19 protein-coding genes are annotated in these 20,737 nt (G+C 42.6%); 4 read left to right on the top strand and 15 right to left on the bottom strand.

Translation table 11 applies throughout. The features are described 5' to 3' along the window. Positions 1-37 precede the first annotated feature (37 nt). Positions 38-775: a head GIN domain-containing protein gene (locus tag AC1RM2_RS10275; protein ID WP_492985015.1), complete on the top strand. Its 738-nt coding sequence runs from the start codon at positions 38-40 to the stop codon at positions 773-775. An 87-nt stretch (positions 776-862) separates the two neighbouring features. Next, positions 863-2,230: an IS4 family transposase gene (locus AC1RM2_RS10270; RefSeq protein WP_492985014.1), complete on the top strand. Its 1,368-nt coding sequence runs from the start codon at positions 863-865 to the stop codon at positions 2,228-2,230. Positions 2,231-2,343: 113 nt separating this feature from the next. Here AC1RM2_RS10270 and AC1RM2_RS10265 read toward each other — a convergent pair whose 3' ends face one another. The 3 genes from AC1RM2_RS10265 to AC1RM2_RS10255 form a co-directional block, all read right to left on the bottom strand. After that, positions 2,344-3,711 carry an IS4 family transposase gene (locus tag AC1RM2_RS10265; RefSeq protein WP_492985013.1) on the bottom strand — a complete coding sequence of 456 codons (1,368 nt, stop codon included), beginning with the start codon at positions 3,709-3,711 and terminating at the stop codon, positions 2,344-2,346. A gap of 87 nt (positions 3,712-3,798) precedes the next feature. Beyond that, the gene (locus AC1RM2_RS10260; RefSeq protein ID WP_492985012.1) at positions 3,799-4,524 is read right to left on the bottom strand and encodes a DUF2490 domain-containing protein; all 726 of its coding nucleotides are present in this window, start codon (positions 4,522-4,524) and stop codon (positions 3,799-3,801) included. A gap of 63 nt (positions 4,525-4,587) precedes the next feature. Further along, positions 4,588-5,619, bottom strand: coding sequence for a lipid A deacylase (locus tag AC1RM2_RS10255; protein ID WP_492985011.1), 1,032 nt, complete (start codon positions 5,617-5,619; stop codon positions 4,588-4,590). 172 nt (positions 5,620-5,791) lie between these two features. On the opposite strand from AC1RM2_RS10255, the gene AC1RM2_RS10250 reads away from it, so the two are divergent. Beyond that, positions 5,792-6,256 carry a DinB family protein gene (locus AC1RM2_RS10250; protein ID WP_492985010.1) on the top strand — a complete coding sequence of 155 codons (465 nt, stop codon included), beginning with the start codon at positions 5,792-5,794 and terminating at the stop codon, positions 6,254-6,256. A 279-nt stretch (positions 6,257-6,535) separates the two neighbouring features. On the opposite strand, the gene AC1RM2_RS10245 is transcribed toward AC1RM2_RS10250, so the two are convergent. The 7 genes from AC1RM2_RS10245 to AC1RM2_RS10215 all read right to left on the bottom strand — a co-directional run bounded on the left by AC1RM2_RS10245 (position 6,536) and on the right by AC1RM2_RS10215 (position 13,610). Continuing rightward, positions 6,536-7,636 (bottom strand): hypothetical protein, encoded by a 1,101-nt coding sequence (locus AC1RM2_RS10245; protein WP_492985009.1) that lies wholly within the window; start codon positions 7,634-7,636, stop codon positions 6,536-6,538. Then, the gene (locus AC1RM2_RS10240; protein WP_492985008.1) at positions 7,617-9,266 is read right to left on the bottom strand and encodes an FAD-dependent oxidoreductase; all 1,650 of its coding nucleotides are present in this window, start codon (positions 9,264-9,266) and stop codon (positions 7,617-7,619) included. The genes AC1RM2_RS10245 and AC1RM2_RS10240 overlap by 20 nt, the downstream gene beginning before the upstream one ends. Before the next feature lie 13 nt (positions 9,267-9,279). Further along, positions 9,280-10,788, bottom strand: coding sequence for a polyamine aminopropyltransferase (locus AC1RM2_RS10235; RefSeq protein WP_492985007.1), 1,509 nt, complete (start codon positions 10,786-10,788; stop codon positions 9,280-9,282). Between the two features lie 5 nt (positions 10,789-10,793). Further along, complete coding sequence (locus tag AC1RM2_RS10230; protein WP_492985006.1) at positions 10,794-10,973, bottom strand: hypothetical protein; 180 nt, start codon at positions 10,971-10,973, stop codon at positions 10,794-10,796. 5 nt (positions 10,974-10,978) lie between these two features. Further along, positions 10,979-12,403 (bottom strand): DUF4178 domain-containing protein, encoded by a 1,425-nt coding sequence (locus AC1RM2_RS10225; protein WP_492985005.1) that lies wholly within the window; start codon positions 12,401-12,403, stop codon positions 10,979-10,981. 1 nt (position 12,404) lies between these two features. Further along, positions 12,405-12,758, bottom strand: a complete 354-nt coding sequence (locus tag AC1RM2_RS10220; protein WP_492985004.1) for an S-adenosylmethionine decarboxylase family protein — start codon at positions 12,756-12,758, stop codon at positions 12,405-12,407. Between the two features lie 495 nt (positions 12,759-13,253). Then, entirely contained in the window at positions 13,254-13,610 is a 357-nt protein-coding gene (locus AC1RM2_RS10215; RefSeq protein WP_492985003.1) for an endonuclease domain-containing protein, read from the bottom strand. A 326-nt stretch (positions 13,611-13,936) separates the two neighbouring features. On the opposite strand from AC1RM2_RS10215, the gene lpdA reads away from it, so the two are divergent. Continuing rightward, entirely contained in the window at positions 13,937-15,340 is a 1,404-nt protein-coding gene (gene lpdA / locus AC1RM2_RS10210) for a dihydrolipoyl dehydrogenase (protein WP_492985002.1), read from the top strand. Between the two features lie 83 nt (positions 15,341-15,423). Here the strand turns inward: lpdA and AC1RM2_RS10205 are convergent, their stop codons facing one another. The 5 genes from AC1RM2_RS10205 to AC1RM2_RS10185 all read right to left on the bottom strand — a co-directional run bounded on the left by AC1RM2_RS10205 (position 15,424) and on the right by AC1RM2_RS10185 (position 20,601). Continuing rightward, entirely contained in the window at positions 15,424-16,005 is a 582-nt protein-coding gene (locus AC1RM2_RS10205; RefSeq protein ID WP_492985001.1) for a hypothetical protein, read from the bottom strand. A 161-nt stretch (positions 16,006-16,166) separates the two neighbouring features. Continuing rightward, positions 16,167-16,739 (bottom strand): hypothetical protein, encoded by a 573-nt coding sequence (locus AC1RM2_RS10200; protein WP_492985000.1) that lies wholly within the window; start codon positions 16,737-16,739, stop codon positions 16,167-16,169. An 847-nt stretch (positions 16,740-17,586) separates the two neighbouring features. Next, positions 17,587-18,174, bottom strand: a complete 588-nt coding sequence (locus AC1RM2_RS10195; protein WP_492984999.1) for a hypothetical protein — start codon at positions 18,172-18,174, stop codon at positions 17,587-17,589. A gap of 90 nt (positions 18,175-18,264) precedes the next feature. Next, the gene (locus AC1RM2_RS10190) at positions 18,265-19,164 is read right to left on the bottom strand and encodes a hypothetical protein (protein WP_492984998.1); all 900 of its coding nucleotides are present in this window, start codon (positions 19,162-19,164) and stop codon (positions 18,265-18,267) included. Positions 19,165-19,311: 147 nt separating this feature from the next. Continuing rightward, entirely contained in the window at positions 19,312-20,601 is a 1,290-nt protein-coding gene (locus tag AC1RM2_RS10185; RefSeq protein ID WP_492984997.1) for a sugar MFS transporter, read from the bottom strand. Positions 20,602-20,737: the final 136 nt, after the last annotated feature.

The raw sequence follows: 20,737 nt of genomic DNA, 5'->3' as shown, positions 1-20,737 counted from the left end.
TAACTTGCGTCATATAGCTACATAAGAGATAATTAAGATGAAAACATTAAGCAAAATATTACTGATTGCAGCTTTGATAACAGGTGCTGCAGGCTATACAATTGCAAAAACAAATACCCCAACCGACGAGGTTACTCAAAACACAGAAGACCGCCATTTATCTGGTTTCACATCGGTAAGCGTTGCCGGCTCGTTTGATGTGGTTATTACCCAGGGATCAACAGAATCTGTTAAAGTACAGGCACCTTCTGATGTTATCAGCCGCATTATTACCGAAGTGGAAGGTAACACCCTTAAAATTTATACCAAAAGCGATAACGACTGGCACTGGTTTGATGGCGGTCACAAAAAGATTATGATCTACGTTACGATTAAAGATGTAAACGGCGTATCACTTTCAGGTTCGGGCGATGTATCATTCAGGGAAGGTTTGCGTGCTGGTTCATTTAAACTGAAACTAACCGGATCGGGCGATGTAAGCGGCAAGCTTTGGGTTAAAAGCCTGGATGTGAACCTGGCAGGATCGGGCGATATCAAACTAAGCGGTACCGCAGATAACTCAAACATTAGCGTAGCCGGTTCTGGCGATTATACCGCAAGGGATTTAACAACCAATACCGCCTCGGTACGTGTTGCAGGATCAGGCGACGCCAGGGTGAACGTAAGCCAAAAACTGGAGGCATCTGTAGTAGGATCTGGTGATGTTTATTATACCGGCAGTGTAAAAAGTGTGAGCAGCTCTAAGATAGGAAGCGGCGATGTGAGCAGGATGTAAGAGCCTCACCCAACCCTCTCCAAAGGCTACCCCTTACCCAAATTTTAAATAAAGTGGGTTAAAACTGATATTTGGAAAAATAATTCCATGCATCAGGTAAGTATAAAGGATTTCCCAGATTTGGATCTTGGCGATATTCGTCGGAATGAGCGTTTTGTATCTATAATTAATAATTTAAGCAGTAACCCTGGCAGCAGTATTCCAGGGCAGAATGGTGGCTGGTATTCTACGAAGGCTACCTATGAGTTTTACAAGAATGAAGATGTAAGCCTTCAGGCACTTGAGCAAATTATATCAAGTTATGGAAGCAGCCAGGTTGCTGGAACAGATAAAGTATTGGTTGCTCATGATTTTTGCCAGATTAGTTATAATGATAGTGCAGCATCGGGTCTCGGATATCTGGCTAATACGGAGGCAAGGGGCATTATCGCTTACAACAGTATAGCTATCAGCACCACAGGAGTTCCCCTATCATTACTTTATCAGCATAATTTCGTACGTCCATTAGAAGAATTGGGCAAGTCTAAAAAGAGATCATATACACCCTTTGAAGCTAAAGAGAGTTATCATTGGTATAAGGGAATAACTACAGTCAACGAGCTTTTAGGGAATACCATACACAAAATACACATCGCAGACAGGGAAGCAGATATCTATGAATTGTTCTTTTGCGCTTATGAAGAAAATACCGATTTACTAATCCGGGCAAAGCATAATCGTAAGCTAAATGATAAAAGCCTGCTTTGGGATGCAGTTGCAGCGGAGCCCTTAGCAGCAAAAACAACATTGAATATCCCGGATAAAACAGGTAAAAAGACAGCTGCAATTGAAGTTGAAATCCGTTATCACCAAATAGAAATACTTCGTCCTCAGGGAAGCAGTAATCAATATGAAAGCGTGTCGATGTCAGCCATTGAACTTAAACAGATTTCAGCAAAGCAGGACTGGCAGGAAGAGGTGCTGTATTGGAAACTATTGACTACTTTACCGGTTAACACCGTAACAGAAGCTCTGCAATGTGTAAAATGGTATTGTTACAGGTGGCTGATAGAGCGTTTTCATTACGTGCTTAAAAGTGGTACACAGGTAGAAGAATTACAGCTAAAGAAAGCCTCTTCTTTGCAAAAAGCGATACACTTATACAGCATATCGGCTATGCGGATGATGCAGTTGGTTTATCAGTCAAGACAAAGCCCAAATGTGAGTTGCGAGCTTGTACTGACTAAAGACCAATGGGTTGTTCTGTACATGCTAATACACAAATCGAATAAAGTGACAAGCCAACCGCCGACATTAGCAGAAGCCGCCGCATGGATAGGTAAACTGGGAGGGCATCTGGGTAGAAAATCTGATGGACCTCCCGGTTTAAAAGCTATATGGACCGGTTACCGACGATTGATCGACGCTGTGAAAACTTATCAAATCTTGAATCAACAAAATTTGGGTAAGGGGTAGCTCCAAAGGAGAGGGCTTTTTGATTTGCATGGAGAACTAAAAGAAAAAGCGATGAATTGAACTCATCGCTTTTTCTATTTTCAATATTGTTTTTTCCTCCCTCTCCTTTGGAGCTACCCCTTACCCAAATTTTGTTGATTCAAGATTTGATAAGTTTTCACAGCGTCGATCAATCGTCGGTAACCGGTCCATATAGCTTTTAAACCGGGAGGTCCATCAGATTTTCTACCCAGATGCCCTCCCAGTTTACCTATCCATGCGGCGGCTTCTGCTAATGTCGGCGGTTGGCTTGTCACTTTATTCGATTTGTGTATTAGCATGTACAGAACAACCCATTGGTCTTTAGTCAGTACAAGCTCGCAACTCACATTTGGGCTTTGTCTTGACTGATAAACCAACTGCATCATCCGCATAGCCGATATGCTGTATAAGTGTATCGCTTTTTGCAAAGAAGAGGCTTTCTTTAGCTGTAATTCTTCTACCTGTGTACCACTTTTAAGCACGTAATGAAAACGCTCTATCAGCCACCTGTAACAATACCATTTTACACATTGCAGAGCTTCTGTTACGGTGTTAACCGGTAAAGTAGTCAATAGTTTCCAATACAGCACCTCTTCCTGCCAGTCTTGCTTTGCTGAAATCTGTTTAAGTTCAATGGCTGACATCGACACGCTTTCATATTGATTACTGCTTCCCTGAGGACGAAGTATTTCTATTTGGTGATAACGGATTTCAACTTCAATTGCAGCTGTCTTTTTACCTGTTTTATCCGGGATATTCAATGTTGTTTTTGCTGCTAAGGGCTCCGCTGCAACTGCATCCCAAAGCAGGCTTTTATCATTTAGCTTACGATTATGCTTTGCCCGGATTAGTAAATCGGTATTTTCTTCATAAGCGCAAAAGAACAATTCATAGATATCTGCTTCCCTGTCTGCGATGTGTATTTTGTGTATGGTATTCCCTAAAAGCTCGTTGACTGTAGTTATTCCCTTATACCAATGATAACTCTCTTTATCTTCAAAGGGTGTATATGATCTCTTTTTAGACTTGCCCAATTCTTCTAATGGACGTACGAAATTATGCTGATAAAGTAATGATAGGGGAACTCCTGTGGTGCTGATAGCTATACTGTTGTAAGCGATAATGCCCCTTGCCTCCGTATTAGCCAGATATCCGAGACCCGATGCTGCACTATCATTATAACTAATCTGGCAAAAATCATGAGCAACCAATACTTTATCTGTTCCAGCAACCTGGCTGCTTCCATAACTTGATATAATTTGCTCAAGTGCCTGAAGGCTTACATCTTCATTCTTGTAAAACTCATAGGTAGCCTTCGTAGAATACCAGCCACCATTCTGCCCTGGAATACTGCTGCCAGGGTTACTGCTTAAATTATTAATTATAGATACAAAACGCTCATTCCGACGAATATCGCCAAGATCCAAATCTGGGAAATCCTTTATACTTACCTGATGCATAGAATTATTTTTCCAAATATCAGTTTTAACCCACTTTATTTAAAATTTGGGTAAGGGGTAGCCTTTGGAGAGGGCCGGGGTGAGGCTTTAAAACCTTGTATAAAACGCCAACTGCGCTACGTGGTTAATTGTGTAGGCTTCGGCTTGTTTTATGTATTGGTTAAGGTAGCCGGTTTCCACATCAATCATTTTGTTAATGCGATAACCAATGGCTACATAGGCGCGGTTTTGGTCGAAAAAGTGTTTGTTTACTTTGTTTTTGTTTTGGATGTTTACAAACACCTCGTTTTGTAAGGCAACAAACGGCCCTTGTGCAAACACAGCCGAATCCTTTTTCAAAGGCACAATGGCCCGTGCAAAATATCTGAAGCGTTGGGCAAAATAATGGTCATTCTTGGTAGCTGCTGTATTACCCAAAAAACGCTGCTCCAAACGGAAACGGTGCGCCAGGTTAACATTCTTAGTAAGCTTATGGGTATAAGTATATTGCTGCCAGATACGGCTTTCCGGGCGAAAGGTGTGATCACCTGCAGTGGTGCGGCCATAGGTGGCTATGTAGGCATAACCCAAAGCGCCAACCTTGTTTTTGGCAAAGTAGTAATTGGCCGATGGGCGCAGCAAAATATGTTTCAGGTAACTCAGCTCGTCATGTGAGCGTAGTTGTCCGTCGAACGAGTAGCCCCAATGTTCGGATAGTTTTTGCGAGTGGAACACTGCTGCCCAACCCGAAAACTGGTTATCCTGCGCAAATAACCGGGCAGGTATCATTAACAATAAAGCGGCAAAAACTAATAACTTTCTCTTCAACTGCATAGATGTATATATTTTATAATAAAAAATTCAACCACTCACCTAATCAACCCAATAAACCACTCACTAATCTTTTATCCTGATCAATGTTTTGCGGCCCAGGTCAACAGTTATCCTGAAGGCTTCCTGGTTACTCATCCTGAAACCCGGTGTTTGGTGGAAGCTTAAAATAAACTGTCCCTTTACCCGGTTATATAAAAATGGCGTCCAGATGATATCCATCCGGTTATACGTTTTCTTCTCAAACCACGAATCGCCGTAGGTAATTTCATGCCCCTGGCCTTTGTAAAATTCATCAAACAAGGCAAACTTGTGGTAGCTCAAATAAAGGTTTGCAACAAATCCCGCCGGTTTATGAAACCCATCTACACCTCGTACCCGCTCTAATGACATCATACCACCGGCTTCAACTGATAACGAATCTAAAAAGGTTTTATGACTAAAGTCTAAGCCTAATCTTATTTGCCCTGCACCGTTATCCCTTATATTATCATTAGGAACGGCAATTTCGGCACCGGCATCATGCATCAGCATAAAATAATGCGATACATAAAACGGGCCTTTAACCGATGGCTTATACTTACCCGAAAAACCGAATAAAAACTGTTCCCTGTCGGTTTGGGTTTGGCGGCTTACCCAGTCAATCCAGCCGGTTTCGGTAAAATGCTCGTTGTGCACACGTGCCAGCAAACCCTCAATATTAGGCCGATAGTAGCGCAGCGTATCGTTCAAAATAGCGCGCGGATAATCGTCAAGCAAACCTTCGCGGGGGAAAGCACCGGCATAAAACAGCCAGCTTTTACCGGTAAAATTATAATAGGCTACCGGGTTTACTTTTAAAAAGTAAGGTTTGGCGCCAAACTCATGAATGCCGTTGGCCCCAAAAACAAAATGGTTTAGGCTATCAATATTCCAGCCTAAATCAAGCTCGGTACGCATGCCGCTATAGGTGCGCGAGCGCGGAATAAAAGCCTTGTACTCACGATTATCTAAAAAGCCCAGAGCATTAAAATGAATATCGATGGTTTGTTCCTGCGCCAGGGCGGCGGTTGTAGTAACTATAGTGAAGATGACGAGTATGTAAATCTTTTTAATCATATCTTTTGATGTTGTAAATCAAGCGGTATTTAGCTAACGTAACAGAAGCCGCAAAGGTATAATAAAAGCCTAAACACCTAAAGCTACACTATCACCATTAAGTAATTTGATAAAATAATACACCAAATCTTCATACTTTAGCCGGGCGATAAACCAACTAAAAATAGCTCAAATGCGTAAATCGATAGAAATTGTACTGAAACCCCGCCTCATGGTACTTAACGCCATTAAAGACCTTAGCGCCGAACAACTGAACCTGGTGCCACCGGGATTCAACAACAACATTATCTGGAACTTAGCACACATGATATCGGCGCAGCAGGGTATTTGCTATACCCGCGCGGGTTTGCCTATTGTTACCGAGGATAAATTCTACACCCCCTATCGCCCCGATACTAAACCTGCTGATTTTGTAGGCGAAGAAGATATCGCTACCATCAAAGATCTATTCGTATCCACCATAGAGCAACTGGAAACCGACCTGGATAAAGGCATTTTCACCAATTACCCTGCCTGGACCACCCGATATGGTGTCGAGCTTGATTCGATAGATACGGCGGTGGCATTTTTGCCTTTTCATGAGGGTTTGCATGCCGGGTATATCATGTCGCTGAAGAAGTTTATACCTAAGGGGTAAGTTTGGGTGTTCGGTTTGGAGTGAGGATGCGTTCGTGTTTTTAGCCGAACACTTAAGATGCTGATATAAAATAACTTAAGTGTTCGGAATATCTATACCCTAACCACGTATGGTAAATTGCGCATATTTTACGGATTTACGGCTAATATAAATTTACCACACCTTGGCAATCCCTCCCAGATACTTCGGGAGTTCTTTTGGAGTACTGCTGGTGTACCAGTGGTATACTTTTGCGCCATCTTGGGCCACCTTTTATATCAATATCGCAAAAGGGCGATTTTAAAACACTCCGCTACCAGCGGCATCCTGTTTCTTCATCTTCCAGATAAAACCGTCCAATACATAATGCGTAGATTGTGGTAGCGCCAGCAGGGGTACAATAAGCGCCAGCAGCATGTCGCTGTTGATGGTGGGCAGGGTGGCAAAGGGTTTAAAAACAGAAGCGTGTTCCTTCCACACCAGGCCATCCCACAGGCCTTCTTCAAAATAGGCAAACAGGATGAGCAGGCCCACAAAGGAGAGTACACCATACCGGCTGAAGGTAATTTTAAGGAAAGTTGTTTTGGGCTTAGCCTCGCCGGTAAATTTCTTTTGCTCGTAAATCCATACCAGCGCCATGTAGGGAATGCCGTGCGAAACCACATTGAGGGTAGTAAAAGCCATATCGCCGTTATAGTAAATGATGCCGAAATACCACGACAAAAAAGTGCCAAAAACCAATACATTTTTAGCAATATTAAACTGTTTTGTGGTAATAAAAACCCAAGTTTCTTTAACAAAATACAACAAAATAGTAAGCAGGTAAACCGCCTTGCAAACCACCAGGAGATGGTCAAAATGGAACAGCACAAAATCGCCATCGACAAACCAGTTGAAGTTTTTTTTGTAGCCGGTGAAATGCCAGTATAATAAGGGGTAAATGGTAGCGATGTAAATGGCCGCGTTATCGATATACCTGGACACCCGTGCCTGTTTTTCCTGGCGCGAGTAGATGCGCATAAAACCGTACTGCTGCCTGATGAAGTGGAACACCGCCAGGTAGGCCAGTGCCCGCCAAAAATAAATGCCGCCTCCAACGTACAGCATCACCCCGCCTATGTAGCAAAACAGGGGGATGGCCAATAGTAAATGCCGCTGCTGTTTAAAAGATACCGGGTTAAAATAAGTACGGTAAAGCGTGCTGTACACATGGGCTACATCTATCATCACAATAAGCACCACCCAATATTGTACCGGCATCAGGCCCGAGTTTTTAAACTGCGCCGGGAATAGCGCCACAATGAGTAAGGCAATAAACGGGGGCGACAGGATAAAAATGCCATCCACCAGGCGGCTTTTTATCCAGGGTTGTTCCTTGTTATTATATTGCTGCGTGCTCATGTGCTAAAACCTGTTGTGCTGCCCTGATGCCCTGGTGAAATGCCTCTTCAAAAATAGATACCCCGCTCAGATCAGTATGGGCAAAAAATACCTGGTTGTTGATGGGTAAATGCGCCTGTTGCCTGTTATCGCCCCAGATATAATTGACCGAAGGGCTGATCATGCCGTGGCCCCACAGCCAAAACTCCACGTGCTCAATATACTCCGTTATGCCGGGGTGCATTTGTTCCATTTCGGGTACTACAATATCCATCCACTGATCGTAGGTACGGGTATAAGCCGCCAGCCGCGCAATGCGGGGCTCTTTATCGCAAAGGGGCAAATAATAGGTGAGCACCTTTTGCTGTTCTACCAGTTTAATATCCTGCTGGTTGGCATTCACGTACCCTACCGATGCCGTGTTGTAGGCCACATTATCCCAGCACAGCACCATTCCCTTGGCTGCCGAGGGTAATTTATTAACCGTAATATTGGCAATAAGCCATGGCGAATAATGCAGCTTACTCACATCAAACCCCGGCCTGGCCGCATTTTTTAATAGTTTTTGGTTAACATACTGCGGTGATGCCATAATCACCTTATCCGCATTAATAACTGCGGATGTATTTTGCTTAAGGTCGAGCACCTTTACCGCCACCTTGCCGCCTGCCGCTACCTGGACATCATAAGCCAGGTGCCCGGTTTTAATGTGGTCTTTCACCGTTTCGCGCAGCCGTTTCATAAGCCAGCCGTTACCTTCGGGCCAGGTAATTACCGCGTTGGGATCGGCGTTGGATGCCGTGCCTTTGCGGGCCGAAAAATAGTGCAGCCCCGCCCAGGCGCTTACATTTTGCGCCGGCGTGCCATAATCGTCCTTACAGCAATAGTTTAAATACCAAAGCAGGTAAGGCGAATCGAAGCCATTATCTTTCAAATATTCCTTAAATGATATCCTGTCCAGCTTCCGGTAAGTATCATCGGCCGAACTATTATCCAAAGGGATATCAAAGGCATACTTACCATCGTTGCCCTTCGCGTTTTTCAGCTGGGTAACCAGGGCAAAAAAACGGATGATCTGTTTCCTGTCATTATCAGTCACACCAAAATCGGGTACAATGCCCTCCTGCCAGTGGCCGTTTATCAGTAGCCGCTCTTCGGGGTCAAAGCACAGGTAAAACTCGTTGTAAAAGGGCAGCCCTTTTTCGTCAAAATGGGTAATTACCTGGTGTTCCTGCAAAAAGTCAACCAGCAGCTTATCATCGTTATTTACAATGGGGATATAATGCGCACCCAAGGGATACGCCGATACTTCATTCGTTCCGAAGTAAGCATTACCGCCAACATGATCTTCCAGCTCCAGCAATTGAAAGTCTTTTTCGCCCTGCTTTAACAGCCACCTTGCGGCCGATAAGCCCGAGATACCGCTGCCGATAATTAATGTTTTAACCGTTTGCTGTGTGGTGGGTGCCGGCATGGGCAGTTTATCGCGCAGGGCATGGCCGGCTTTGGCGTTGGGGCCGGCCAATTTGCCTTTTATATGGGCATACTCAGGTTTGCTGCCGCTTAACCTGCGGATGCAGCCATTAAGTAAAATGGCCCCGGTAACCAAACCCGCCTGCAAAATAAACCCGCGGCGACTGGTCGGCTTCATCCCGCTGCTGCGGCTATAAAACGGTCGACCACTCATCCTCAAAATATTTTACCAGTATCTGGTTGTTCAGTTTGTTAACCTGCGCCGGTACCCTGGCCATATCCGCCGGAAAATATAACATCTGCTCCAGGCAAGCTTTCGACATAAAACGCAGGCCCGGCAAATAGTGATCGGGCACTTTGTATGCAGGCTTGGTCATTGCCATAATATAGCCCCACTCGCCAAACGAGGGCACATAGTTATGGTAGGGTACGGTATGCAAGCCAACTGATTGCAGGGTTTTCTCCACCGTCCAGTATGATTTTGGCGCTACATAGGGCGATGTGGATTGTATCACCATAATGCCATCGGGGTTAAGCAAATGCTTTACAATGGCATAAAAAGTATTGGTGTATAATTTGCCAACCGAGTAATTGGACGGATCGGGAAAATCAATAATAATGGCATCGTAAGTTTTGTGCTGCGCCCGGGCCCAGGAAAAGGCGTCGGCATTCATTACGGTTACTTTGGGTGATAATAACGACCGGCGATTCAGCTTCAGCAGCATATCATTGGTGCGGAACAGTTTGGTCATTTCCTTGTCCAAATCAACCAGGGTAACGGTTTCAATCTGCGGATACTTTAAAATTTCGCGTACGGCCAGTCCGTCGCCGCCGCCCATCACCAAAATATTTTTGGCATCGGGCAGGGCCTGTAATACAGGGTGAATGAGCGCCTCGTGATAGCGGTATTCATCAACCGAGCTAAATTGCAGGTTCCCGTTTAAAAACAAACGCAGGTCGCGGCCTTTTTTGGTGATGATGATACGCTGGTACGGCGTACTTTTCGAAAAAATGATAGTATCGCTATACGTTAAACTTTCCGAGAAACTGGTAATGGTATTGGCATACACAAAACCAACCAGCAAGGCCAGCATACTGATGATGGACGCGCTTTGCAGGTACCTGGCCCCTTTAATTTCGTGCCTGAAATTGATACAGGTTATTAAAGCCACCAGCACATTCAGCATCCCAAACAGGTAAGCTGTACGCACCAAGCCCAGGTAAGGGATAAGCAACAGCGGGAATACCAGCGAGGCTATTAAAGCGCCGATATAATCAAACGTAAATACCTTTGATACCAGGTCTTTAAATTCAAACCGATCCTGCAAGATGCGCATCAGCAGCGGAATCTCTAAACCAACGAGGATCCCCGTAAACGATATCAGCCCATATAAAATAATGCGGAACGAGCTTACACTTTCAAACACTAAAAACAGGATAGATGAGCTTGTACCACCCACCAGGCCAACCAGTATTTCGATACGGATAAACCAGGCCAGCAGGTTTTTATCAAAGTATTTGGATACCCAGGAGCCCAGCCCCATCGAAAACAGGTACACGCCGATAATGGTAGAAAACTGGGTAACCGAATCGCCCAGCAGGTAGCTGGCCAGTGTGCCTGCTATTAGCTCATAAATAAGCCCGCAGGTGGCAATAATAAAAACCGATACGAGTAAAAGAACGGGAAGTTTTTTGTTCATGACTGTTATTTATGATAAAACCTAACCCCGTAACCCGAGTGCGCTACGGTGCCATTATAGCTGGCGTTGCGCTGCACATCGTTACTTTGCCAAAAGGCCAGGCCATCAAAAGCGGCGTATGAATAATAGCCTACAATTGCAGCCACAATGGCTATGTATATTGCATTTGATTTTATGATTCCCATTTTCATTATTCGTCATCTTTTTGATAGGGTGAAAAATCGCTGTTCATCCAGCGGTTTGTTTCAAATTTGCGCATCCGGTACCAGCAGTACAAAGGATAAAGGCAAAGCAGGAACAATGTAACCAACACGTTGCGCCAAAGTGTAACACTTTCTGTAACCTTAATAAACAGCGATGAAACGTCCCTTGTGCCTGCATAAGGATAAATGTTGATGTGGTACTTACCGGCAGGAATCTCTGATAACAGCACAGTTTGTGTATATGACCCTTCCGACCAGCTTTCGCCGTCCTCATAACCATGATAATACTCAATATCCTTTGATATGCTCCAGGTTTGGTTGTCCTTTTCGCTTACTAGCTCCACCGTTGCCGATAGCCAGTTGTTATCAACCTGCGAGTTCAACTCAAACTCTAAAGGTACAGGTCCATCAGGTATTATAAATGTGGGGGTTTTAAAGGACTTAAACTCATAATTGCCATTAGCATCAGGGGCAAAGGAGTTTAAGGAATCGGCCGGCGCAGGCGCTGTGCGGTTTCTTAAAGAATCAAGCGCGGTGCTTACATGTTTTGACGTATCCGGCACATGGGGAGGCATAGCTAACGCATAAGTATCAGATAGTAATACCTTTTCGGGCCTAAGCCAAATAACAGAAAGCTGCACCAGCAGGAACGCTAATGCGGCAATGCCGCTTATTTTATAAGCGGCCAGCCACCTGGCTTTGTATTTTGATGGCTGGTTTGCACCAATACCAATTTTTTCGGGAAAGCTTTCAACAGGTATATTAAAAGCTGCCGCTATTTCCACCTCTTCCAGGTATTCGCCCAGGTACCAATCGGTAACATACTTTTTGATGTTTTCCTCGCTGGTAAGCATATAAGGCGGATCTATGAACTCTTTAGCCCTTAATTTTTCGGAGAATATATCCCAGTCGAACTCGCCTATCATGGCCGTTATAACCGGGCTGTAAGCGTTATATTTAAGATAGGTATTGCCGTCATATTCGGCCTCGTTGCCATAAATACTATTTACCTTTGCCAAATCGGGGTAAAAACTGGCGCCGGCTATCAGGCTCCAGTGGCCATCATACTCCGATAAAAAAGCATAGCCTTTGGCGTAGTTATATAGCATGTATTCGCGCCACTCGTACCTGGTTGCCCCCTCCTTCTTTTCCAGGTAGGCAATCAGCTTGTACTCCACACCTTTTAATGTACCTGTAGTGCCTAACGGCATAACAGGCTTAAATTTTAAAACGTGAATTTTCTCCTCAACATAAGGCCTGCCCGCATCATTAAAAAGCAGGTAAGACCGGCATTGAGAACAAACTACAGCCTCACAGCCTATCTGATCATACAAAGTAATACTGTGCTGGCAACCGGGGCAGGTTATCTCGCTCGAAAAAGGGAACGCTTTGGGGTTTAGTGTAGCTGCCATATTACCTTTTTACTTCGTTTTTCTGTATTTCCACGCCTTCAAAAAAAGTGATAACACCCTGGTAAATAGCGCGTGCCTTATCGTCGTTCTCTTTTTGATAGTTAGATAAAAACACATCAAAAGTGGCTATCCCATACTCGGGCCAGGTATGGATAGACATATGCGATTCAGTTAAGCATACCACAGCGGTAAACCCACCGCCATCAAAATCGTGGTAAACTTCGCCAACTTTGGCTAACTGATAGGTATCGATGAGCTGATCAAACAACTGCCTGCAGGCCGCACTTGATTGTAACAGGTTAGGTTTATCGGTACTGAATTCAGATAATAAATGTAATCCGGGTTTATAAGGCATCAAGGTTATTCATTTTCGGGAATAAATATATAAATTTTATTTGATGAGAATGGGTGAAAAGAATTGCGTGGCGGAGACGACTCACCCCGGCGAGGCTGCGCCCGCCTGCCCCTCTCTCCGGCTGCGCCGCATAGAGGGGCTAAAAAGTTGTTTTTCTTTCCTCAACCCTCTTTGCGGCGTAAGCCGGAGAGAGGGTAGCCCAGCGCAGCGCCGGCCGGGTGAGTCGTGACCAGCGTTCAAAGCCACTGTTTTCGTAAAACAATTACCTTACGATTAGCATAAATCTGACATACATTGAAAGTAAACAACGGATACTGCACAGCGGCGACGACTCACCCCGGCGAGGCTCCGCCCGCCTGCCCCTCTCTCCGCTTCGCGCAAAGAGGGGCAAAAAGATTTTTTTTATTTTCCTACACCCTCTTTGCGGCGCAGCCGGAGAGAGGGTGGTCGGGCGTAGCCTCGACCGGGTGAGTCGTGACCAGCGTTCAATAAACATTATAGATGTGCAGTAATTCTGTTCAATACCTCTTCTATATTGCCTATAATTTCATCGTTTTTAAACCTCAAAATAGTCAACCCCAGGGCCTGCATTACCTCATCGCGATTTTGGTCGTATTCTTTTTTTAACAGGTGAATCGGGCCATCAGCTTCTATTACAAGTTTCAGTTCGGCGCAATAAAAATCAGGGATATAGTAAGTATTGCCTTTAATGGTCGATTGAACACAAATTGGGAATTGCCTTAAATTTTTTTTGTTGTTTAGTTGTCTATTCCTGAGATACTGCCATAAAACTTTTTCGGCAGGTGTTTCCCGTTGTCGAAGTAGCCGGCACAGCTCTATAATTGATGACATAGATAAAAATACAAATAATTTCAAAACGTAAGCATTGATTCGACTCACCCCGACGAGGCTCCGCCCGTCACCCCTCTCTCCGGCTTGCGCCGCATAGAGGGGTAAAAAAATAAAAAAATGAGCTTCAACCCTCTTTGCGGCTTCAGCCGGAGAGAGGGTGGCCCAGCGCAGCGTCGGCCGGGTGAGTCGTCTCCGCCATGTTATAACGCCGCGCCTGGTTAGCAAACAAGAAACCAGGCAGTTTTACTTTTCACTAATTCACTAATTCAATAATTCAGTAATTCAATAATTCCCACTAACTTTGCCGTCCTATAAAACACACTACTATGCAATATGATGTTATCGTTATCGGTTCGGGCCCAGGTGGCTATGTTGCCGCTATACGTTGCGCCCAGTTGGGTTTAAAAACCGCTATCGTCGAAAAATATAGTACCCTTGGCGGTACATGCCTTAATGTGGGCTGTATCCCATCCAAGGCCCTGCTCGATTCATCCGAGCATTACCATAACGCCGCCCACACTTTTACTACCCATGGTATTAAGCTGGAAAATTTGAGCATCGATTTTGGCCAGATGGTAAAACGCAAGCAGGAAGTAGTAAATGCCAATACCAGTGGCATTAGCTACCTGATGAAGAAAAACAAGATTGACACCCATTACGGTGTAGGATCATTTAAAGATAAAAACACCATTACCGTTAAAAAGGCTGATGGTACCGAAACGGAGATAACCGGTAAAAATGTAATTATTGCCACCGGTTCAAAACCATCGGCATTGCCATTTTTAAAGATTGATAAAAAACGCATCATTACCTCGACAGAGGCTTTAAACCTTACCGAAGTGCCTAAGCACCTGGTGCTGATTGGTGGCGGCGTTATTGGCCTGGAGCTGGGTTCGGTATATGCCCGTTTAGGCGCCAAGGTATCGGTAATTGAGTTTATGGATGGCATTATCCCAACTATGGATAAAGCCCTTGGCCGTGAACTGCAAAAAGTGCTGAGCAAACTGGGCATGGAGTTTTACCTGGGCCATAAAGTAACCGGCGCTACCGTAAAAGGTAAAGAAGTGACCGTTACTTTTGATACACCTAAAGGCGAGAAACAAGAACTGAAAGGTGATTATTGCCTGGTGGCCGTTGGCCGTGTGGCTTATACCGATGGTTTAGGTTTAGATAAAATTGGTATCACTGTTGAAGAACGTGGCCGCAAAATTACCGTAAACGATCACCTGGAAACCAGCGTTAAAGGTGTTTACGCCATTGGCGATGTGATTAAAGGCGCCATGCTTGCCCACAAGGCAGAAGATGAAGGTACATTGGTTGCCGAAATTATTGCCGGCCAGAAACCACATATTGATTACAACCTGATTCCCGGTGTGGTATATACCTGGCCCGAAGTTGCCGCAGTTGGCCAAACAGAAGAGCAATTGAAAGCCGCCGGTGTAAAATATAAAACAGGATCGTTCCCATTTAAAGCCAGCGGCCGCGCACGTGCCAGCGGCGACCTGGACGGTTTTGTTAAAGTACTGGCCGATGCCACTACCGACGAAATTTTAGGCGTACACATGATTGGCCCCCGTGCTGCTGATATGATTGCCGAGGCTGTGGTTGCGATGGAGTTCCGTGCATCGGCAGAGGATATAGCAAGAATTAGCCATGCCCACCCAACTTATACCGAGGCGATGCGCGAGGCTTGTTTGGCAGCTACGGAAAACCGTGCGATTCATATTTAAGCCCGAAATTTCAGAATTATGATAATTGGGACAGTTGCTTAGGTAGCTGTCCTTTTTTGTTATATTCAGTTTAAAAGATGATTTTACCGTATTAATCCGATTTTTAGCGCCTCGTCAAAATTGACTATGTAACGCTTACCTTGTTTGTATAAATTCATTGGTGATTTTTCGGGATGGTTGAATTCTTTTTTATATAACAGGGAATCTCCTTTAAAGTAATATTTGTTTACCTGTTTGGGTTGTTCATCATAGTGCTCCGACTTGATCAGAATCAATTCGCGATTGAAAAAGTAAAAGTTTTGCGAAAATGATGATTGTTGATGAACGACAGTAAATAATTTTTTTACCTTTTTGTTGTAACTATAAACCTCTGTATAGCTTTGCTTGTGGTTATTGTAAAATAGTTTTTTAATAACGTTTTTGTACTTTGTTTGGATGTAACCATCTACAATCATTTGGTTTGCATTTTTAATGGTATCAATTGTAGTTGCAATACTGTCGATACTTGTTACAGTCAATTGAGCCTTGCACGTGATTGTCAGCAAGCAAAATGAAATCAACAGATATATTTGTTTAAAAGTCATGTTCTGGAGTAAATAAGGAATGATGTTATCAATAATACCCGACAATGTCAAACTATCAAAACCAGGGGTTAAAGTTCTCATTTTTAGATTCTAAAATTTCTTTAATTCAATAAACGGCGTAGCGTTCCTGAATCCCCTTAAAAACAAACAAGGGGTGAAAAATTCCGCTTCAGATAACATTAGTCACTCCAATTATTAATTGCGATTGTACTTAATCCTGATTTGGTATAAAGCCACTAATCTCATATTAGCAGAATGTTAGCTATGATTGCAATTATTAATAAACCAGCCAAAGCAATGTATGATATATTCGATAGTCTTTTCATTGGCTTCATAAAATCCAGGTTTAGCTGATTTTTCGTGCCGTCGTCAGCTGTTTTTTTGATTTGCCGGGAAACATAAATGTTGTTCACTAAAAAGAAGGTAACAGCTGCGTGTACCAAAAATACAGTGATGACTTTAGGGATAAATCCGAAATCAGCTTGCTCCATAGGGCCTACCGCATTATGCAAATGCGCGGGTTTGAGATCTGTCGACCACACAACATAAATGAAATGTGCGATCAAGAAAACTACAGGCACAAGCGCATTCACGGTAAACCACTTTGCCCCATTAATTGTCTTGTTAAAACTGGTTACTAAATAAGCCTGGTAGCCAACAATAAAACATGGATTGACGGCAAAGAGCAGGTTTGATATAGTTTTAATTATTTCATATGCTTGCCAGGAAGAGTAAGGAATGTTAGACATTTGAGACGCAATTATTGATGGCAAAAACAACAATATCAACTGCCAGTAATTCAAGCGTATTTTCATGGATAAGTTTTAAGTTGATTGGGTAGCAATATAATCAATATCGCTATAGTCTGAACCGGAATTAAACGAATTTTTTGAATGGGCAGAATTTAGCTGCCAGGGATTTTAAAATTCTAAAAATTCTTTAATTCGATGAATTCCGGTTCAGACACGATTAGCAGGCTAAGCTGGAATTAACAATATTCAATAATTATATAAATCTCATGATATCCAAAATGAAGGATATAACAAAGCTACCTGCAATTACAATTATTGAAACCCGCATCAATTGTTTCATAGGCTTCAGGAATTTTGACGTCAAAGCTTCCCGTTCATCCTCATGTGTCAATTTTTTTATTTGAGTTGATACATACCAGTTATTTATAACAAAATATGTAATTGCGGTATGCAAAAAAAAAATGCAATGAGTATGTTAGTTGGGTGAAATTGAATTCTTTTACTTGGTCCTATGTTTAAATTGGTATGATAGGGCTTTATAAAGGTTGAGTAAAACACATATAGTAAATAGGCTATATTAAAAACAACAGGGATGTAGGTATTGAAATTAAACCATTTCGATCTGTTTGGATTTCTATTATAAAAATTAATGGCCAAATAAGCCTGATAGCAAATAGCCAAACAAATATTTAAATTAAATAAAAAATTTACAGTACGAAAGTTTGCCTGCGTGGTATGCGGTAAGTTAAAAATAGCAAAGCCTGCAACTGCCGGCAAAAACAACAATATCAACTGCCAGTAATTCAAGCGTATTTTCATGGATAACTTTTAAGTTAATAGGTTAGCAATATAATCAATATCGATGCCTTGTTGAGTTATGAAATTAGGTTGTTTGTAACGAATGACTCTCTTAACTATTAAAATACCTTGCGCGAATAATCCCAAGAACGGCAGCCAGGAGAAGGCTTCCGGCTATTGTTAATAGTGATACTATAAATATTCTTTTTAAAGGTTCACCAAATTCTGCTGCAAGATTTTCGCGCAATGATATATTCTTGATCTTTGCTATTTTTCCGGATACATACAGGTTATTTACCACAAAGAAGGTAATAAGCATATGCAGCATAAAAATAGATAATATGCCCGATGTTGAACTGGCCTTTGACCTTTGTACCGGCCCGCTGAGTAGTTTATGATTTTCGGAACCGTGTACCATAAAGGCGATGGTAGCCATTACACAAACTGCTGCAAATATTACCGGAATAAGGGTATGTACTATCATCCATTTAGTGCCCTTTAGCCTGATATTGAAAAGGATAACCAAACAAGCCTGATAACCAACGGCAAGGAATAGATCGATGGCTATTATCGCGGTAAAAACTTTTAAATCTAAATGATATTTTTCCCGTACATACAGTGGCAGCAGGCTTGAAAATACCACTGCCCAAAACGGTGCAAATAACAAAATGAGTTGCCAGTAATTCAATCGTAATTTCATCGGATAAGGTAAAACTAATAAGGCAGCAATATAATCAATATCGCTGCTATTGTTTCCGGCTAAAATAATTCTGTTTCAAATAATGGTAGTTTATTGCTTTTGTAATACTTGTATTTTTTTATCGGCTGCCACTTTTGCCTCGTCATTGCCGTATTGTTTTACAAGCTTGTAGTAGTTTATAGCATTAGGTTTGTTGCCCTGAAGCTCATAGCAATAGGCTATGTTATTTAATACAATATAATCATGTGGTGCAAGCTTTTCGGCTTTCAAAAGTTGTTCAACAGCATGCGGATAATCCTTTTTTATCATATAACTTATAGATAAATTGGATAAGCTTTCTACATGACCGGGTTTGTATTTTAAAATTGTTTGCGCAATATCACCCATATAGCCGGCATATTGATCGCCCGCGTTAAAAAGCTGGATAACATAGTCTTGTACTGAACCAAGCATGAATTTTTCGGGGTCATCCAATGGTTTGTTGTCTGTCCACATCCATTTAAAGTTAATGCTTTGGCCAAATTTTATGGTTTTGATAATCTCGCCGGTGAATTTTTCATAATCTTCCATCCGGCCAAGTACATAAACTTTGCCAAACCGCATGTCAAGCCGTGTGGGGAATTTAGCTATTGCCGAATCGATATATTTAAATCCCTGGTTTAAATAATTGATATTAAGACCAGGCCGACTGCCCAGGTACCCGGCTACTTTGCCCGCGCTGTCGGTTAATTGAAAACTTTTGCCACCAGGTTGCTCTTTTTGCAAACTCAATACTTCCTTTAAACCTTCAAGGGCATAATAGTTATAAAAGGCCACGTACATTTCGGGGTCGTTCGGTTTAGCTTTTTGCCAGGTACGCAATAATTTTAGTGTGGCCGTAGTGTCGCCTTTGCCGGAAAGTTCTCTAAAGGTGGTCCTAAAGTCCTGTGCAAACAGGGAATGTGTAAGGCAAATAAACGCGGCTATTAATGGAAGCGATTTAGGTTTCATCGGATAAGGATTATATTTCCGATGAAGTTAACAATCAATATCGTAAATAAAAACACCAGTATAAACAGACTTTATAAAAGCTTTTTATACTGGTGTTTTAAAATGAGCAACGATATTTTTTGATCCTGTTGCTTTTGTGATCGTGTTTTACACCGCTACCACGTGTTTCCCTTTTTTATAACCTATTGTTGCAAAATAAAGGATGAAGAGGTAGATAGGGATCAGGATCACATAAGCTTCCTGTGAATTTAATTTATCGGCCAATAGGCCGTATAACGGTGGAAAAACGGCTGCACCTGCAATCCCCATAACTAATAATGACGAACCAATTTTGGTAAATCTCCCTAATCCCGATAAGCCCAACGGCCATATGGCTGGCCACATTAACGAATTTGCAAAGCCAAGTAAGGCGATGCAGAATACAGAATAATAACCATGCAATAATAAGGCGCAAACTGTTAATACAAAACCTAACATTGCGCATATCACCAGTGCTTTTTGTTGGGTGATTATTTGGGGAATGCAAAAAATACCAACAACATAACCTATAATCATTGAAACTAAAGTACAGGTAGTGAAAAACTGCGCGGTTGCGGTAGGTATGTTTAATGACGATCCATAGCTAATAATCGTATCGCCGGCTATAACCTCGGCACCAACATATAAAAACAAGGCTATTACACCCAATATCAGGTGCGGGAAATTGAAAATACTGGTTTTGTCGGCGTTCGCAGCGGCAACACTTTCGTCTTCATGGTTGGTGTCAATTTCTGGCAGGCTTACAAAGTATATTAGTACCGCCAAAATAATTAACGCAATAACCATTAGCACATACGGCAAAATTACCTTCGACGCTAATTGATTAAGCTCGATTGCCTTTTGTGCAGCATCAAGTGTTAATAGTTTTTTCTTTAATGCGTCGGTGTCCTTTAAGCCAATAGCAGCGCCTAATGCAATAGGGGCAAGCGAACCTGCTGCTTTGTTAAATATCCCCATGATACTTATACGCTTTGCGGCACTTTCTGGTGGCCCCAAAATAGTAATAAAAGGGTTTGCCGCCGACTGAAGTACTGCAAGACCAGAGCCCTGAACAAATAAACCGACTAAAAAAATGGCGAAAGTACGGGTCATTGCAGCCGGTATAAATATCAGAGCACCTATAGCCATAATAACCAGCCCTGCACCCATGCCATTTTTAAACCCTAATACCTTAAGCAACCAGGCCGATGGCACGGCCATGACCAAATAGGGCAAGTAAAAGGCAGTAACCACTAAATAGGCCTGGGCATTGCTGTGTAACTCGCACGCGATTTTCAGGTAGGGTACTAATACTGAATTTAGCCAGGTTACAAAACCGAAAATAAAAAACAGGGTACTTATAATAATGACTGGATTTATGGCCGTTTTTTTTTGTCCGGCTATTTCGGGATTGCTCATGGATGCCATTTTTTTTGTTTAATTCGTTAAGAAGTTAATTAAGTTTCTAAAATAATTAAAAAAGTTTAGCATTTGCAATGTTGGAGTTAAAAATTTAACAAATTAATATTGTATCATGATTTTATTGGTGTTTTTA

Source organism: Mucilaginibacter sp. GW822-FHT03E02 (assembly GCF_058801545.1).
This window is presented reverse-complemented; position numbering and strand designations above follow the sequence as displayed.

Coding starts and splice junctions, on each gene's coding strand:
- AC1RM2_RS10275 (WP_492985015.1), top strand. CDS start 38: ATGAAAACATTAAGCAAAATATTACTGATTGCAGCTTTGATAACAGGT.
- AC1RM2_RS10270 (WP_492985014.1), top strand. CDS start 863: ATGCATCAGGTAAGTATAAAGGATTTCCCAGATTTGGATCTTGGCGAT.
- AC1RM2_RS10265 (WP_492985013.1), bottom strand. CDS start 3,711: ATGCATCAGGTAAGTATAAAGGATTTCCCAGATTTGGATCTTGGCGAT.
- AC1RM2_RS10260 (WP_492985012.1), bottom strand. CDS start 4,524: ATGCAGTTGAAGAGAAAGTTATTAGTTTTTGCCGCTTTATTGTTAATG.
- AC1RM2_RS10255 (WP_492985011.1), bottom strand. CDS start 5,619: ATGATTAAAAAGATTTACATACTCGTCATCTTCACTATAGTTACTACA.
- AC1RM2_RS10250 (WP_492985010.1), top strand. CDS start 5,792: ATGCGTAAATCGATAGAAATTGTACTGAAACCCCGCCTCATGGTACTT.
- AC1RM2_RS10245 (WP_492985009.1), bottom strand. CDS start 7,636: ATGAGCACGCAGCAATATAATAACAAGGAACAACCCTGGATAAAAAGC.
- AC1RM2_RS10240 (WP_492985008.1), bottom strand. CDS start 9,266: ATGAAGCCGACCAGTCGCCGCGGGTTTATTTTGCAGGCGGGTTTGGTT.
- AC1RM2_RS10235 (WP_492985007.1), bottom strand. CDS start 10,788: ATGAACAAAAAACTTCCCGTTCTTTTACTCGTATCGGTTTTTATTATT.
- AC1RM2_RS10230 (WP_492985006.1), bottom strand. CDS start 10,973: ATGGGAATCATAAAATCAAATGCAATATACATAGCCATTGTGGCTGCA.
- AC1RM2_RS10225 (WP_492985005.1), bottom strand. CDS start 12,403: ATGGCAGCTACACTAAACCCCAAAGCGTTCCCTTTTTCGAGCGAGATA.
- AC1RM2_RS10220 (WP_492985004.1), bottom strand. CDS start 12,758: ATGCCTTATAAACCCGGATTACATTTATTATCTGAATTCAGTACCGAT.
- AC1RM2_RS10215 (WP_492985003.1), bottom strand. CDS start 13,610: ATGTCATCAATTATAGAGCTGTGCCGGCTACTTCGACAACGGGAAACA.
- lpdA (WP_492985002.1), top strand. CDS start 13,937: ATGCAATATGATGTTATCGTTATCGGTTCGGGCCCAGGTGGCTATGTT.
- AC1RM2_RS10205 (WP_492985001.1), bottom strand. CDS start 16,005: ATGAGAACTTTAACCCCTGGTTTTGATAGTTTGACATTGTCGGGTATT.
- AC1RM2_RS10200 (WP_492985000.1), bottom strand. CDS start 16,739: ATGAAAATACGCTTGAATTACTGGCAGTTGATATTGTTGTTTTTGCCA.
- AC1RM2_RS10195 (WP_492984999.1), bottom strand. CDS start 18,174: ATGAAATTACGATTGAATTACTGGCAACTCATTTTGTTATTTGCACCG.
- AC1RM2_RS10190 (WP_492984998.1), bottom strand. CDS start 19,164: ATGAAACCTAAATCGCTTCCATTAATAGCCGCGTTTATTTGCCTTACA.
- AC1RM2_RS10185 (WP_492984997.1), bottom strand. CDS start 20,601: ATGAGCAATCCCGAAATAGCCGGACAAAAAAAAACGGCCATAAATCCA.